This window comes from Saprospiraceae bacterium, assembly GCA_016710235.1.
In the GTDB taxonomy this organism is placed as follows: Bacteria; Bacteroidota; Bacteroidia; order Chitinophagales; family Saprospiraceae; genus Vicinibacter.
Map to the genome: position 1 here is coordinate 3,126,629 of JADJLG010000001.1, position 15,802 is coordinate 3,142,430.

The following is a 15,802-nucleotide window of genomic DNA, read 5'->3' on the forward strand; positions in this document are numbered from 1 at the left end:
AATATTGAGATCAAATGCATAGTGGAGTTTAACATGCACCGTCCAAAATATATTTATTTAATTTCAATACTAAAGTGGTCAAAAGATTTTATTCCTCTTCGTACTCATCATAAAATACAGGATCAAGCATAGGCAAACCTACCCATTCATTTTCATCAACATTGACTGCCATCATTCCTAAAATCCCTCCTGAAGCTTTAGCAACGTGTTCTGCAAGAGATAAATATGAGCTGTACATCTGTGCTGCAAGTCTCAATGGCAATTTAGCAATGACTGCGTTGACTATACTTAAATATTTTGAAATTTGTTCGTTCCTTTTTTTTGTATCTTCAGGAAGTGAAGTAATCAAATCTTCTATTTTATTCTTGTAATTTTTGTCTAACTCCTGATAAAACGGCTTGACTTCAAAATGATTTGAATAAGTTCTGATACCGATGATTTTTTCGGCAAACTTTTTCTCCTTTAGATCAATTTTTCCGTCCGCACCTGCTATTAATACAACAATATTAGGTACAGCGTCAAGCAACATCTGATACTGCTCTTCATTAAGATTTCGAAATGCCACTGGAACCATAATTCAATTCTTATGCTCAAATGTAGCACAAAATCATAAAATGGATTCGCTTGAGAAAAATAAAATTAAAATTATAATTTTTTCACAAAATCAAATCTAATATGGAAACTAATAAAAACATTGGTTCTGGATTGAATATCAAATAATTGTAACTTGCAATGTATTTTTGTAGACCAAATCCTAAGGAAGTGAAGAAGCAAAATGTATTGTTTGAGGTGCCTGCAATGACTCCTTTAATGGAGCAATACTATGCGATGAAAGCAAAGCATCCGGATGCAATACTGCTATATCGCGTGGGGGACTTTTATGAAACTTTTGGTGAAGATGCCCTCAAAACCTCAGCAGCATTGGGAATCGTACTGACAAAAAGAAATAATGGTGGCAATGATATAGAATTAGCAGGCTTCCCTTTTCATTCTCTAGACGCCTACTTACCCAAATTGGTTCGCGCTGGATATCGGGTTGCCATTTGTGAACAATTAGAAAAACCGAGCAAGGGTAAAAAAGTAGTTCAACGTGGAATCACAGACGTCATCACTCCCGGAGTAACCACAGATGACAAACTTCTGGACTTAAAAAAGAACAACTTTTTGTGCTCCATTGCATTTTCGAATGAGAACATTGGAATTTCTTTTGCTGATATTTCAACCGGAGAATTTTACATTGCAGAAGGTGACACTCCATATATACACAAATTAATTCAGAGCTTTCAGCCATCAGAAATAATTCTTTCCAAATCGATAAAAGACAAATTTGAATCTACATTTGGGGACCAATACTATGTATATTCACTGGAAGATTGGATATTTCAATTCAATTTTGGTCGGGAAAAATTACTGAAACATTTTCACGTTCAAACACTGAAAGGATTTGGTGTTGAATCCATGAATACAGGTCAGACTGCTGCCGGTGCTATCCTTTATTATTTAGAAAGTACTGAGAATAAAAATCCTGCACACCTTGCCCAGATCAGTAGATTGGCTTCGAACCAATTTATGTGGATGGACAGATTTACAATCAGAAATCTCGAACTGGTGGATGTCATCCATCCGGAAGGAACGGCGCTCATTCATGTACTGGACCAGACAAAGACTCCAATGGGAAGCAGAATGTTGCGAAAATGGATTCTGATGCCATTAATACATCCCGACCAGATTTGCCAAAGATTAGATGCAGTAGATTTTATTATTAACCACAGCGAATTGGTGGAAGATGTCAACCAGCACCTGCAGTCCTTCGGAGACCTGGAAAGGTTGGTTTCTAAAATTCCTCTTAGAAGAATTAGCCCCAGAGAATTATTACATATAAGGAACTGTCTGAGAAAAATCAGTCCAATTCGAAATACGATCCATCATACTAACAGTGAACTTTTAAAAAAAGTAGCATCGGGGTTGCAGGATTGTACTGATCTTGAGCAATTGTTAGCTACACAACTCCAAGAAGAAGCGCCAAACACAATATCCAAGGGTGGAATTTTCAATCCGGAGGTTTCCGGCGAGTTGGACGAGCTACGTCACATGATGACAAATGGGAAAGATATGCTCCTGGATATCCAAAGAGAGGAATCTTTGAAAACCGGTATCGCTAATCTCAAAATTGGATTCAATTCTGTATTCGGTTACTTTCTGGAAGTAACAAATAAATACAAAAATCAAAATCTGGTACCTGCACATTGGATTCGGAAACAAACCATGGTAAATGGGGAGCGCTATATCACTGAAGAACTCAAGAATCTTGAGGTAAAAATCCTAAGTGCTGAAGAGCGGAGCTTCACATTAGAAGAAGAACTCTACCAGAAACTCCTGGATAACATTCAAGAGCACGTAAACACACTTCAAAATAACGCCAAGGCTATAGCTGAATTAGACTGTTTGATATCTTTTGCGCAGGTTGCAATACGCAATCACTATTGCAAACCGGAGTTGGATGAGGGCATGTCACTTGACATCAAAGATGGGCGACATCCTGTAATCGAAAAGCAACTGCCACTAGGGGAAGACTACATACCAAATGACATTTACTTAGATCCACAAGACCACCAAATTCTCATGATTACCGGCCCGAATATGTCCGGCAAATCTGCCATTCTTAGACAGACAGCATTGATCTGTCTGATGGCTCAAATGGGGTCCTATGTACCGGCTACGCATGCCTGGATTGGTGTAATCGATCGAATATTTACAAGAGTTGGAGCGAGCGACAACTTGTCATCAGGTGAATCAACTTTTATGGTGGAAATGAATGAAACGGCATCCATCTTAAACAATTTATCGCCGAGATCTCTGGTACTCCTTGACGAGATCGGACGCGGGACAAGTACGTATGATGGAATTTCAATCGCTTGGGCAATTACAGAATATTTACACGAACAAACAGATAAAAAACCAAAAACACTGTTTGCTACACATTATCATGAATTAAATGAACTGGAAAAACATTTTCCTGGAATTAAGAATTATCACGTGACTACACAAGAAATTAACAACAAGGTATTGTTTCTCAGAAAATTGGTACAGGGCGGTAGCGAACATTCATTTGGTATTCATGTCGCTCAAATGGCAGGAATGCCTCAGTCTATCATTTCCAGAGCTCAATACATTCTAAAAGAATTGGAAGCTGCAAGATCAAAAACAGAAGCTGGGAGTCATTTGCCCGGACCAGCAGAAACAAAGTTTGTACAGGTTTCATTGATTGACAGCAACAGCAGCCAGGAAAGTGAGATCATCGGACAAATTCAAAAAATTGATGTGCAGACGATGACTCCCATCGAATGTATGATGAAAATAGCCGAATGGAAGACCAGACTTAAAGTTTAAGAAAATAATATTGAAACAAAATTGCCCTATGTGACATCCGATTATTATTAAATTCATATATAATGACATTTAATTGCCATCATAAAACATCATTCTAATAATCCTCAAAGCTTCTCATAATCATTATTAATTCTTTGCATTATTTTACCATTCCCTGCAACTAAAACAGCAGTGGGAAAAAAATAACAATTAAGACCCTTACAGAAAGAACGATTCTTATCCAACATGAACTTGCCAACAAATTCTTCAATTTCCAAACTGAATTTTAAATTTGCATTGTAATCAGGCAGATGATATTCACGATTATCCTTATTCAAGATCACTTTTATTGAGATGAATTTGATTTTTGAATTGGCCACATTCAACATTCTTTCCAAACTAACGATTTTACTTAAATTTTTCAGACAAGGAGAACACCATGACCCCCAAAAATAAAGAACGTAAAGTTCCGTTTGTAAATTTCCAAATTTCTTTATCTTCTCCATCAAAACATCATTCACATAGTATCCAATTTTATGCCCGAACAATTTTAATGAATCCGGATATAAAAAAAGACATATGGTTCTATTTGAAAGATCCAGCGAATCAAAATAATATGCTTTGTTCTGAACGATAAATGGCTCAGATAATTCATAAGCCACTGTATCCACTAAATTATGAATGATAAATTTTTTAAACACAGCATCATATCGTAATTTATATCTATCAATTTGAGTTGAAGTTAAACTGAAGTTGGCAAGAGGAACAATATTAACACTATGATTCTTCTTTGATAGCCGATTTACTTTGATCAAAAATTTTATGCTATCATTCTCAATCAGATTATTTCCACAAGCAATATTCAAAATATGCTGCTTATTAAATTCAAAGGAAACTTTATTATAAATACTAGCTTGAAATTTAAAAATCGAATCATTAATTATCTCTACATCAAATAAATCTGTTTTGAATTTGTTTTTTGAAATTTTGAAATGAATGATCCCCTCATTTAATGTAGAAGATAACTTTGAAAATGCACTGATATCCACATCAAAATAAATAGAAGCTAAACTTAAATTTCCTGATTTGGGAACTACTTTATTCCCAATTATTGGATTAATATCATGATCAATTTCAAGAGGGATTTTTTCAATACACTGAGAACTTAAAATGTTACTCACTTTCAAAAATATAATCCAGAAAACTCCGAAATATCGTAACTTATTAAAAGTAAATATCATTTCTCGAAGGTGCTCAGGTAATGAATATTTAAGTCATTCAACAATAATATTCTCCCGTTATAAAAACACAAATTATACTAACTTTATAATAAGGGAGCAAAAAAAGTGATTCCGTCAGGATTCGAACCTGAGACCCTCTGCTTAGAAGGCAGATGCTCTATCCAGCTGAGCTACGGAACCCACTCAATGTTCAAAGCAAAAGTGAAAATTTCTTATGCTTAGTCCTTTTAGCTTAAAAAGGAGGGCAAATTTAATACCTTTCTCTAATGTACGGTTATTTTTGTCGGGATAAATTGTAATAAAAATGGTAGTCCGTATTGAAAGCAGTTGGAAAGAACTACTCGGTCCTGAATTTGAAAAAGAGTATTTTAGGGAACTAATCCGATTCCTCCGAGATGCAAAGACAAAGGGCAAAGTAATCTATCCTCCCGGAAAATGGATATTTAGGGCATTTGACTCAGTGCCGGTGGAAAGTGTAAGAGTGGTCATTCTTGGTCAAGATCCATATCATGGTCCAGGTGAGGCCATGGGTTACTGCTTTTCAGTCCCCAGAGGTATCAAAATCCCTCCTTCATTGAATAATATATATGCAGAGCTGAATCAAGAATTTGGATATCCCAAACCTGATCATGGCGATTTGAGCGAGTGGGCAAAACAAGGCGTACTTCTACTCAATGCCTCGCTGACAGTCGAACACAAAGAAGCCAACTCCCACAAATCGATTGGATGGCATGCCTTTACTGATGCGGTAATCCAGAAACTCAGCGAACAACCAAATCATATTATTTTTATGCTTTGGGGTAACTTCGCCCGTTCCAAAAAGGAACTCATAAATTCTAGCAAACACCTCATTCTGGAAAGCGCCCATCCCTCTCCTTTGGCCGGCGGCAAATTTATGGGCAATCGGCATTTTATCCTTGCCAATGAGTACTTGAGAAAAAACAATTTGCCAGAAATAAATTGGCAAATTTTCTAATCTTCAATATCTCGATCGCACCAATCAAAATTTAAATTGATCTTAAAAATCAGTACAACCAATCTTATAAAGAAGCAATAATGAGGAATTATTGAAAATCAATTTCGTATGATTAAGAATACATCCTCATTCGATAAGTGATTTTCCAGTTCCCCAATCAGAAAATATTCGTTTTGAAAATCTTTGCAAATTTTTTCAAATTCGTCCTGGGAGTCCTTACTGACAGCGACCAATAGTCCTCCACTCGTCTGAGGATCTGCTATAATATTATAGTCTTCACTTATGTTTTCAAATCTGATACGGTACCCGTAGCTTTTCCAGTTGCGATTGGTTCCTCCAGGAACTGCTTTTTGACTCACGTAATCTTTCACAGCATCGTCAAGCAATGGTATTGCCTGGTCGTAAACCACTGCAGTAACACCTGATGCCGTACACATTTCTAAAAGATGACCGGCCAATCCGAATCCTGTAACATCGGTCATCGCATGCACTCCTGAGCATTTTCCAAATTTTTCTCCTATGCTGTTTAACTTCAACATAGAATCCAATGCCAGTGTCTGATGTTGGGGTTTTAACAATGACTTTTTCTCGGCCGTTGTGAGAATCCCCACTCCTAGTTTCTTGGTTAGATAGAGCAAATCACCCGGCTTGGCGCCGCGATTCATTTTGATATTTTCTATATCAATTTTACCGGTAACAGCCAATCCAAAAATGGGCTCAGGAGCATCGATGCTATGACCTCCGGCTAGTGGAATTCCCGCCAAATGACACACTGATCTTGCGCCTTCAAGTACTTGAGCCGCGACATGTACAGGTAGCTTTTCTATAGGCCATGCTAAGATTCCAATTGCCATCAAAGGCTTTCCCCCCATTGCGTAAACATCACTGATGGCATTGACGGACGCCACTCTGCCAAAATCAAATGCATCATCCACTATAGGCATAAAAAAATCCGTGGTACTGATGATGGCTGTACCATCTCCATTATCAAACACTGCTGCGTCATCTTTAAACTCATATCCAACTAATAAATTCTTGAAACTTTCTCTCTTGATTGAGCTTTGTAAAATCTCATCCAAAACTGCAGGTGAAATTTTACAACCACAGCCAGCTCCATGGCTATATTGAGTCAATCTAATTTTTTCCATCCTTTATTTGATTACAAAAATCGATAAAATCATCAATCCATTTTTCAAACTCTAAGTCTTTTATTGTATATTGATGAATACTTCTTGTGGCTACTTTGGAGATATCATAAGCATAACATTTGTCATAATAATCTAGAGCAATCTCCGCGGCATCTTTATATCTCTTTTGGTTTATAGAATTAATAGCTAAGTTCATTTTTTCAGATCCAATTCTACGACCAATTTTCTTAAACGACAAAATTAAATTTTCGTCATTACTCTCATGAGAATTACAATAAACCTCTACCAGGTGTTGTAGTCTTGTATTGAACTCAACATCCATTACTACCAAAGGAGATGTCAACATGCTTTGCCATAATTCTACTGGTATAGCTACCGATCCAATCAATCGACTTTCATTCTCAATAAAAATTTCCTTTTCGGTGGTTAATGCAAAAATACTCTTGAAAACAAGATTTTCAAATTGCTCTGCACTGACCTGTTTTTGTTCTCCTATCCATCCAAATGCAGAACCTTTGTGGTTGGCGAGATTTTCCAGATCCAAAATCTGATTACCTTTCTTCTGTAATATTTGTAAAAGTTTTGTTTTCCCCGACCCGGTTTTTCCACCGATCAAAATTAATTTATAATTACGAGTTTCATACTCAGACCGTGCCCACCTTCGAATGCCTTTGTAACCACCTTTTACTATTGAAATATCCATACCACAAAAGTCAAGTAACCATGCCATGCTCTGTGATCGCATCCCACCACGAAAACAATAAATAATGGCATGTCTCCCCTTCGACACAGCCTGTGCTCTCTCAAAATACTGAGCTAATTTGGCCCCAGCAAATTTTAATCCAAGCTCTACCGCAGCTTGCTTACCTGATTTTTTATATAGTATACCTACTTGTATGCGCTCCTGATCGCCAAACAAGGGAAGATTAATTGCTCCGGGAAAATGTCCTGCAGTAAATTCAGAAGGTGATCTTACGTCAATGATAATAGACCTATCATTCGAAATGTTATATAATTCATCCGGTGTAATGATTTTCACAATTCCAGAAAATTTAATATCTCCAATGATCTAGATATTTAATAAAGAGTTTAGACAAATTAAAAGCATCAGGTAAAGCTCTGTGTGCGTTACCTTCAAAATCAATTTTTTCCATTTCCAACGATCGCGCCAGACCAAGTGGCTTGTTATTCCCCTTCATCTCATTATACTGCTCTTTGAGATCAATGTAATGCGTTATCCAACTCAAATCAAGTTTGAGATCATTCGCGTCGGCCGACAGCAAACTCATGTCTTTCTTTCCCCAACTACAAAAAACAAATTCAGATTCAAAATGAAAGACCCAATCCTGCATCTGATCCATGACTACGTCAAAGCGAGCGGATTTGTCAATATCTCTCTGATCTATACCAGTTAAACTCCTGCAATAACTTGAAAGTACGGGTGATTTTACCGGTTTTACAAACTTTTGGAATGTATCCAAAAATTCTCCGAAACTATTAACGGAATAGGCCCCTACTTCAATTACTTCTTGTCGGTGTGGCACAAATGTATCCTTCCAACATGTAGCTTCCAGGTCAAAAATAATAAAAATCATGTCAACTTGGTTTGCGGGTCAAGATCAAGATGAATTTCCTGCCAATTGATCTCTTCGTCAGCAAATAGATTATTCAATTTGTTGGAATAATACAACAAGGTAATAAAATCTTCACTACAAAGCTGTCCTTGTTTATTTCTGGTTAAAGGTTTTAAATTATGAAAACAACCTAAAGTCTCTAAACCTTCACTGATAAGCTCATCCATGTCATCAGGAATTTGGTTTATGTACTTAAGCTTGTCTGATACTTTCATTTTCTTGAGAAATGTCCAAATCCAAATGATGTACTGACGGAATTGTTTTTCCCCAAATACAACTTCTTCTTCAGGTATCTGCACCAGATTGTACATATCCTGATGTGGATTCATTTTCGCCAATAATCTGAAAGCTGCAAAGGCAACAATATGGCATGGTAAAATTAGATTGTAATTCCTAAATTGCTTGACGATACATTCACTCAATTCTTTGGTATAAATAGATTCGCGTTGTGTATCAATTGCGATTTTACCTTCGTGTACAAAATAATCTTTCAGGTCTATGTGTTGATTGTGAACATTAAAGCTATTTGCATCTTTGTCTAACTGATTTCCAAATACATCAATGGGATCACCAAATGTCAAATACACACTACTTTCCCTTGTCAATAATCTTTTTGCAAATTTTACATATTCGAAAATAGAGGGTGATTTATCTCTCATTGTAAATTTCTCCTGTCCGGTAGTTTTGAGATGCTGAATCATCAAGTCTCTCGCTTCCAAAACACTTTCGTAGTTGATCACTACAGGTACGATGACAACTTTTCGTTTGTCATTTTCTTCCAACAGCTCTCGTTGAGCCTGAATGAGAGAATTCAACAATCCTAGTTTCAACTTCATCTCCACTTCTCCTGATCTTGATCTGGTACCTCCGGGAAAGAAAATTGTATTCACACCTCTCTTGATGGAATTTTTTGAAAACACTCCCAAAGTCTTGAGGTAAATTGAATTCTTTTTTCGTCTATCGACACGGTAAGCACCGAGTCTATTCATAAAAAATGCAAAAAACTCCGAATCAAAAAGATTGAGTCCGGCACCATAAGAAAATGCCGGCATTCCTGTAGCGAGGTCAATGGTATAACCAACCAATATGGAATCCAGATTGCTTGAATGAGTTGGCAATAATACTATGGTATGTTCAGGAAAAAGAGCACGTATATTTTCTAAATTTCCCAATACTTTCAATCTGCTTAAATTCGCAGCTTTCATCTTCTTTTGAGAAAAAAGACTTAAGAGTTTTGGCTTACTCAATAAAACATAAAATACTGCATTTGAAACTTTCCGAACAAACTGGAAAGTATTTATATTAAAGTTACCTGCTATTTCTTCGGAATACCGCTTGACCAAACGAAATGCAGTTTCCAGATTTTTTGATTTTTTGTTTTCGTCTGAAATCTGATTTTCATGATACTCTTTAAGTAATTTTCTAAAAAATATTGCTTGGTTGGGAGGATCAGCTTTCCAGGGATTTGTTTTCACTCTCTGCCGTTCTGCATAAATTGCCTTAGCAAGTATCTGATCGAGTTCAGAATCTTTTAGTGTTGAAAGATCCCGAAGAATTTCCTGATTGATCTGATGAATAAACTCCTTTCGCTGCTGGCCAAATTTATAGATTGGCCAATCATGCAAATCCGGATATATATGTTCATATACAGTTTTTTCTGTTGAATTTAACTCAGGCATCGTAATTTCAATTTTCAACTTGAATGATCGATTCGACAATATCTAAAACTTGTTCCCTTCCTGTTCTCATTTGAGTACTGGTCTCTACCATAACAGGTAATTTTTCCCAACTTTGACTAATAATTTTTTTTAACTCCTCAATATGAAATTTCTTTTGCCCGGCTTTGATTTTATCTGATTTTGTAAATATGATGACCAAAGGAATACGTTGAGATCCAATAAAATCGATTTTGAGCATGTCGGCATTTTGAGGAGGTATGGATATATCTACTAACAAAAACACAACACGTAGATTTTTTCTGCCCATTAAGTATTTTGGTATTTCCTTGTCCCATTTTTCTCTCACACTTTTACTGACTTTGGCAAAACCATAACCGGGTAAATCCATAAAATGAAATTTTCCTGTTTGTCCATATAGGTTGAAAGTTTGTGTTTTGCCAGGCACAGATGATGTTCTAGCCAATTCTTTCCTTTGGCAAAGAAAATTGATCAAGGAGCTTTTGCCAACATTAGACCTTCCCCAAAAACAAAACTCAGGTAGCTCATTTTCTGGAATTTGACGATACTCACCAAATGAGCTCATGTACTCGGTCAGCTGAAACTGTATATTGCTCATGGAAGCGCAAAGGTCGTTAATAAAACTATAAATGGTATCCCCGTCAAGGAAATTCTGCATTTTTGTCGTTTATTTTGTAATAAAATCAAAACCAATGAAAAAAATAACTCATATATTAATATTAAGTTTTTGTTGCGTTGCACCTCTCTTTTCCCAACTTGATTTTGGCATAATCGGCGGGCTCAGCACTATGAATGTAAAGCAAAAAGAGCAAATATTAAGTGGCTCCACCTCGGCTGACTCCATTCGATTTATATTTGCAGATGCCAACTATGGGTTTCACTTCGGTGGTTTAATGAGATATAGGAAAGGAAATTATGTTATCCAACCAGAGTTGATCTTCAATTCCAATAAAGTAAGTTATAAGTTACTGAAAAACAAGGTTGTATCTCAAATAGACAGCATCCAGAAGGAGAGATTTTTCAACTTAGACATCCCAGTTATGTTGGGTATAAAAATAAGTGTCCTGAGATTGATGGCAGGACCCGTAGGGCATATTCATATTTCGAGCAATTCAGAGTTAACAGACGTCAATGGCTTTGACGAAAAGTTTAAAACCATGACATTTGGTTATCAGCTGGGCCTTGGTTTTGATGTCGGTTCTCTCATGCTTGATCTACGCCACGAAGGCAACTTTACTGAGTTTGCTGATCACATCAGTTATTTTGGTGACCAGGTAAAATATGGTTCTCGACCGACTCGCCTGATATTCTCGCTTTCCTATAAATTCTAGTCAATTCTGTTCTGTTATATCCTTACTCTAGGATCGATGTAGTGATAGACTATATCGGTAATTGTATTGATCATTATAAACACTGAAATAGTAAATAATGAAGCTCCCAAAATCACAGGTATGTCAAAGGCGTTTAAAGCAGTGATGGTCAGGTCTCCAAGGCCCTTGTAGTTAAAAACATATTCTACAAAGAAAGCACCTGTCAATACAGACGCAAACCATGAACTAATTGTAGTAAAAATGGGGTTCATAGCGTTTTTCAGTATATGTTTTCTGATCAATTGGGCAGTTGCGATTCCCTTTGAGCGTGCAGTCCTGATATAATCTTGCCGGATTACTTCTAAATAAGCGACTCTGGTCATTTGAGCGATCATAGCCACCGGTCTGGTACCTAGAGCTAATGCAGGTAATATGACATGCTGTGGTGTGAATCTCACTTCTCCAAAATCATCCAAAGAAAACAATGACCCTTGAACATCCAAACCCGTATACCCAGACCAAACAAAACCGAACAGGAGACTAAAAAAAATAGCGGAAACATAGCTTGGGACACTGATTCCAAGTGTACAAAAGCTAAGGATAGCTTGATCCTGCCATTTTCCTTGATAAGCTGCTCCCAGCAATCCAAGGCCAATACCAAAAATACTGGCAATTATCATTGAAATCAAACCCAGAATCAGAGTCGGAGGCACTGCTGTCCTGAGCATTTCCCATACAGATCTTCCCGTTGAATAAGAAGTACCCAAATCCGGTAATGAAAGATACAGTACTTTGGTTTCTCCGCTATAGATCTTAATTCCTTTACCCTGCCCCTTGCTTTCACCAGAACTCACCCCCTCCCATCGAATCGGACTCAGCCCTATTAAGTAATAGGCTATCCTTTTGGATACGGGCTCATCCAAATGCATCTGTTTCCTCATTTGATTCACCGCAGCCTCATCAGTCCTCTGTCCAAAATACATTCTTGACAGGTCGACCGGGGCTTGATAAATGATAGCAGAAATCAATACAATTGCCGCTAGCATAGTCAAAACAGCAAAGACCAATTGATCAATCAAGTACTTCATAATCTGTCAGCTCATCCTATGGTAAATTTTTACCTACTTTTGCAAAAATATCAAATCGATTGGACAATCAAGAACTACATTTTAAATCCTTTCCGGCAGAAAAGATTTCATATTTTAAAAAGAATGACCTTGAGTATTGGTTACAATCCATTGATTTCGACCCTTTGATTGAACAAAAACCGAATTTTCAACATATAGAAAACCAAATCAACGTCAAACAGAAAACATATTCTATCAGACATCACATCAGTAGCATTTTCAATCAACAATACAGCAATACAAAGGTCTCAGATGCCGTCAAGGAAAATATAGAAAAATTATCTGACGAACGAACGTTTTCTATTTGCTGTGCACACCAACCTTTGCTGTTGACAGGGCCGGCTTATTTTATTTACAAAATTTGTTCTACAATATCAGTTAGTAAACAATTGAATAATAAATTTCCTAATTATCATTTTGTTCCCGTTTTTTATTGTGGCGCTGAAGATCATGACTTACTGGAAATCAATGAGGTAAATTTCTTTTCACAAAAACTAAGTTGGAGGCAAGAAGTAAACAAAGTAAGTGGAAGACAAAACCTAGACGGTCTTGATGAAATAATAGATCAATTAGAATCTATTTTCAAATTTGAGCTCAATAGTCAGTTATTCGTCCAAAAATTAAGAAACTTCAGTTCGCTCAAAGAAAATCAATATGCAGACTTTTACAGGGAAATGATCAATGATATGTTTGGTCATTATGGACTTTTATTTTTTAATCCGGACGACACTTTCTGTAAGCATTTATTTTCTCCGATCATGTGCAATGAAGTGGAGGCAAGATTCACTCAAAATAATGTTCTGCGCACTGAAAAAATAATGAGCCAAATGGGCATTGTACCTCAAGCAGGTCACAGAGAAATTAATCTATTTTATATTGATGAGCAAGATGACCGAACTAGAATTATTGAAACAAATGGTAGATTTCACACTACTGAAGGACAAGATTTTGGAACCCTCGAACATTTAAAAGAAAGAATTTCAAAAGAAGCACAAAATTTCAGCCCGAATGTATTATTACGACCATTGTATCAAGAGTTCATTTTACCCAATGTAGCTTTTGTTGGTGGTGGTGCAGAGATCAGCTATTGGATGCAACTCAGACTTTCATTTCAATCTCAAAACATCAGTTTTCCAATCTTATTAAGACGATTATCCGCACAATATTTAGACAAAAACCTGAATGAACAAATTTCTGCTTTGGGGTTGAATTTTGAGGATTTCCTTGATGGCGAATCAAAAAGCAAAGAAAAATACCTCTCTACACATTCAAAATTTCCTTCAAATATTCATTCTTTTAAAGATCAATTACAACAATCCATTGACGCATTATCTCAATCTGATGAAATAAAATCAGGGCCGCAGCAACAAACTTTTGAAATAGAATTGAAAAAACTTCAAAATCAACTTCATCAGTTTGAAAACGAACTTCTAAAATCCGTCCAGGAAAAACACGACATACAACTAAAAAAAATCGAGAAAATTCATAAACAAATCTTTCCGCAAGATAATTTACAAGAAAGAGTCCAAGGCGGATTGATTTTTTATTTCAAATTTGGTGATACCCTACTTGAAAAATTAATACAAGTCTATCAACCGGAAGTTGCTGAATACTGGCTTTATTCTGAAGCAACAGGACTAGAATGAAAGATTTCGAGCAAATCTCCCAAACGTTCTCTTAAATCTTTTCGATCTATTATAAAATCAAGAAATCCATTCTCCAGCAAGAACTCTGAACGCTGAAAACCTTCCGGAAGTTCTCGCTTGATGGTCTCTTTGACAACTCTGGGCCCAGCAAATCCAATCAATGCATTCGGTTCGGAAAAATTGATATCACCCAACATTGCAAATGAGGCAGTTACTCCTCCAGTAGTCGGATCTGTCAGGAATGAAAAATACGGCAATCTATGCTGGGCAAGTAAGCTCAACTTAGCTGAAGTTTTGGCCATTTGCATCAACGAAAATGCCGATTCCATCATTCTAGCACCACCCGATTTTGAAATGATCATAAAAGCACAATTCTGGGAAATTGCGTAATCTATTCCTCTGCTGATCTTTTCGCCCATGACAGAGCCCATTGACCCGCCTATAAAGTTGAAATCCATGGCAGCAATGACGATCGGCTTTTTATTTATTTTCCCAAATGCTACAGAAATGGAATCTTTTTTACCTGAATTCTTTTCTGCATCCTGAAGCCTCTTTGTATATGGTTGAAGATCAGTGAATTGCAAGAAATCATAGCTTTCTAAATTTTCAAACAATAGCTCCCATTTGGTATCAAACAGCAATTCAAAATAACTATCAGAACCTATCCTACTATGATAATTACATTTTGGGCACTTGTAGAAATTCTCCTTCATCTGCTTCACAGTAGTAGTCTCATTACATTCCGGACATTTGTACCAAACACCATCCGGTGTTTCTTTCTTGGATTTTGTGGCGGTAGAAATGCCTTCTTTCAGTCTGGTAAACCAACTCATGATAGCCCTGTTTGTAATTCGTCTTATGCAAATTTAGGGTATTGCGGCATTTCCTGTTAATATTGTGTAAAAAACCTGACAAAAACACGAAGTTCATATGAAAATCTGCCTACTGGGTTATGGAAAAATGGGTAAAGCCATTGAGACTATTGCCACTAAGCGTGGCCACGAATGCAAATACATCAACAGCAACACGAGCACCACGGAGATGGGTGAAATTCTGGATTGGTCCGAGATTGCCATAGAGTTTTCTAAACCTGAGCTTGCATTAAAACATATTGAACAGTGTTCTAATCTAAAAAAAAACATAGTGGTAGGTACAACGGGTTGGCATGACAAAATGAACGATGTCAAAAGTATTGTTGAAAACAGCCAGCTCGGTTTATTGTATTCATCCAATTTCAGCATTGGCGTCAATATTTTCTTTCAAATCAATATTTTACTTGCTAGATTATTGAATTTCCACCCGGCATACTCAGCTTCAATGGAAGAGATCCACCATACACAAAAACTTGACTCACCAAGTGGTACGGCGATCAGTTTATCCAGGCAGATCATCGAAAACAATTCTAAATATACTCAATGGGAAGAATCGTCTGATCTGAATTTGGGTGAAGGTATTCTTCCAATACATTCCATAAGAGAAGACAATGTCGTTGGGACCCATTCAGTTGACTGGAAATCAGACATTGACCACATCTTCATTCGACACGAAGCATTCAACAGATCTGGTTTTGCATTAGGTGCTGTGGTCGCAGCGGAATGGCTTTTAAACAAATCAGGTATCTTTACGATGAATGATGTATTAAATACTATATAAA

General features: G+C 36.7%; 14 protein-coding genes and 1 tRNA gene. 5 read left to right on the top strand and 10 right to left on the bottom strand.

What is annotated here, in order from left to right:
- Positions 1-88 precede the first annotated feature (88 nt).
- Positions 89-565 (bottom strand): hypothetical protein, encoded by a 477-nt coding sequence (locus IPI99_12460; protein ID MBK7341327.1) that lies wholly within the window; start codon positions 563-565, stop codon positions 89-91.
- A 233-nt stretch (positions 566-798) separates the two neighbouring features.
- Between IPI99_12460 and mutS the strand changes: the two genes are divergently transcribed.
- Positions 799-3,390 (top strand): DNA mismatch repair protein MutS, encoded by a 2,592-nt coding sequence (mutS, locus tag IPI99_12465; GenBank protein ID MBK7341328.1) that lies wholly within the window; start codon positions 799-801, stop codon positions 3,388-3,390.
- A gap of 104 nt (positions 3,391-3,494) precedes the next feature.
- On the opposite strand, the gene IPI99_12470 is transcribed toward mutS, so the two are convergent.
- Positions 3,495-4,550, bottom strand: coding sequence for a hypothetical protein (locus IPI99_12470; GenBank protein ID MBK7341329.1), 1,056 nt, complete (start codon positions 4,548-4,550; stop codon positions 3,495-3,497).
- A gap of 166 nt (positions 4,551-4,716) precedes the next feature.
- A tRNA-Arg gene (locus tag IPI99_12475) sits at positions 4,717-4,790 on the bottom strand.
- 124 nt (positions 4,791-4,914) lie between these two features.
- On the opposite strand from IPI99_12475, the gene ung reads away from it, so the two are divergent.
- Positions 4,915-5,586: a uracil-DNA glycosylase gene (gene ung / locus IPI99_12480; protein ID MBK7341330.1), complete on the top strand. Its 672-nt coding sequence runs from the start codon at positions 4,915-4,917 to the stop codon at positions 5,584-5,586.
- Positions 5,587-5,684: 98 nt separating this feature from the next.
- On the opposite strand, the gene selD is transcribed toward ung, so the two are convergent.
- Genes selD through IPI99_12505 form a run of 5 tightly spaced genes read right to left on the bottom strand, consistent with a single transcriptional unit; the run spans position 5,685 to position 10,723 of the window.
- Positions 5,685-6,734, bottom strand: a complete 1,050-nt coding sequence (selD, locus tag IPI99_12485; GenBank protein ID MBK7341331.1) for a selenide, water dikinase SelD — start codon at positions 6,732-6,734, stop codon at positions 5,685-5,687.
- Positions 6,721-7,773 (bottom strand): tRNA 2-selenouridine(34) synthase MnmH, encoded by a 1,053-nt coding sequence (gene mnmH, locus IPI99_12490; GenBank protein MBK7341332.1) that lies wholly within the window; start codon positions 7,771-7,773, stop codon positions 6,721-6,723. Before mnmH ends, selD begins: the two co-directional genes overlap by 14 nt.
- Positions 7,774-7,786: 13 nt before the next feature.
- Entirely contained in the window at positions 7,787-8,329 is a 543-nt protein-coding gene (locus IPI99_12495) for an exonuclease domain-containing protein (GenBank protein MBK7341333.1), read from the bottom strand.
- Positions 8,326-10,065, bottom strand: coding sequence for a 1-acyl-sn-glycerol-3-phosphate acyltransferase (locus tag IPI99_12500; protein ID MBK7341334.1), 1,740 nt, complete (start codon positions 10,063-10,065; stop codon positions 8,326-8,328). Before IPI99_12500 ends, IPI99_12495 begins: the two co-directional genes overlap by 4 nt.
- The gene (locus IPI99_12505) at positions 10,055-10,723 is read right to left on the bottom strand and encodes a YihA family ribosome biogenesis GTP-binding protein (protein ID MBK7341335.1); all 669 of its coding nucleotides are present in this window, start codon (positions 10,721-10,723) and stop codon (positions 10,055-10,057) included. Before IPI99_12505 ends, IPI99_12500 begins: the two co-directional genes overlap by 11 nt.
- Positions 10,724-10,757: 34 nt before the next feature.
- Here IPI99_12505 and IPI99_12510 point away from each other — a divergent pair, with 34 nt between their 5' ends.
- Positions 10,758-11,396, top strand: a complete 639-nt coding sequence (locus tag IPI99_12510) for an outer membrane beta-barrel protein (GenBank protein ID MBK7341336.1) — start codon at positions 10,758-10,760, stop codon at positions 11,394-11,396.
- Between the two features lie 14 nt (positions 11,397-11,410).
- On the opposite strand, the gene IPI99_12515 is transcribed toward IPI99_12510, so the two are convergent.
- A complete protein-coding gene (locus tag IPI99_12515; GenBank protein ID MBK7341337.1) occupies positions 11,411-12,463 on the bottom strand; it encodes an ABC transporter permease in 1,053 nt (350 codons plus the stop codon).
- Positions 12,464-12,522: 59 nt separating this feature from the next.
- Here IPI99_12515 and bshC point away from each other — a divergent pair, with 59 nt between their 5' ends.
- On the top strand, positions 12,523-14,148 hold the full coding sequence (bshC, locus tag IPI99_12520; GenBank protein ID MBK7341338.1) for a bacillithiol biosynthesis cysteine-adding enzyme BshC: 1,626 nt from the start codon (positions 12,523-12,525) through the stop codon (positions 14,146-14,148).
- Here bshC and IPI99_12525 read toward each other — a convergent pair.
- Positions 14,121-14,981, bottom strand: coding sequence for an acetyl-CoA carboxylase carboxyltransferase subunit beta (locus tag IPI99_12525; GenBank protein ID MBK7341339.1), 861 nt, complete (start codon positions 14,979-14,981; stop codon positions 14,121-14,123). The two genes, bshC and IPI99_12525, sit on opposite strands and share 28 nt — an antisense overlap.
- Positions 14,982-15,078: 97 nt before the next feature.
- Between IPI99_12525 and dapB the strand changes: the two genes are divergently transcribed.
- Positions 15,079-15,801 (top strand): 4-hydroxy-tetrahydrodipicolinate reductase, encoded by a 723-nt coding sequence (dapB, locus tag IPI99_12530; GenBank protein MBK7341340.1) that lies wholly within the window; start codon positions 15,079-15,081, stop codon positions 15,799-15,801.
- Position 15,802 lies beyond the last annotated feature (1 nt).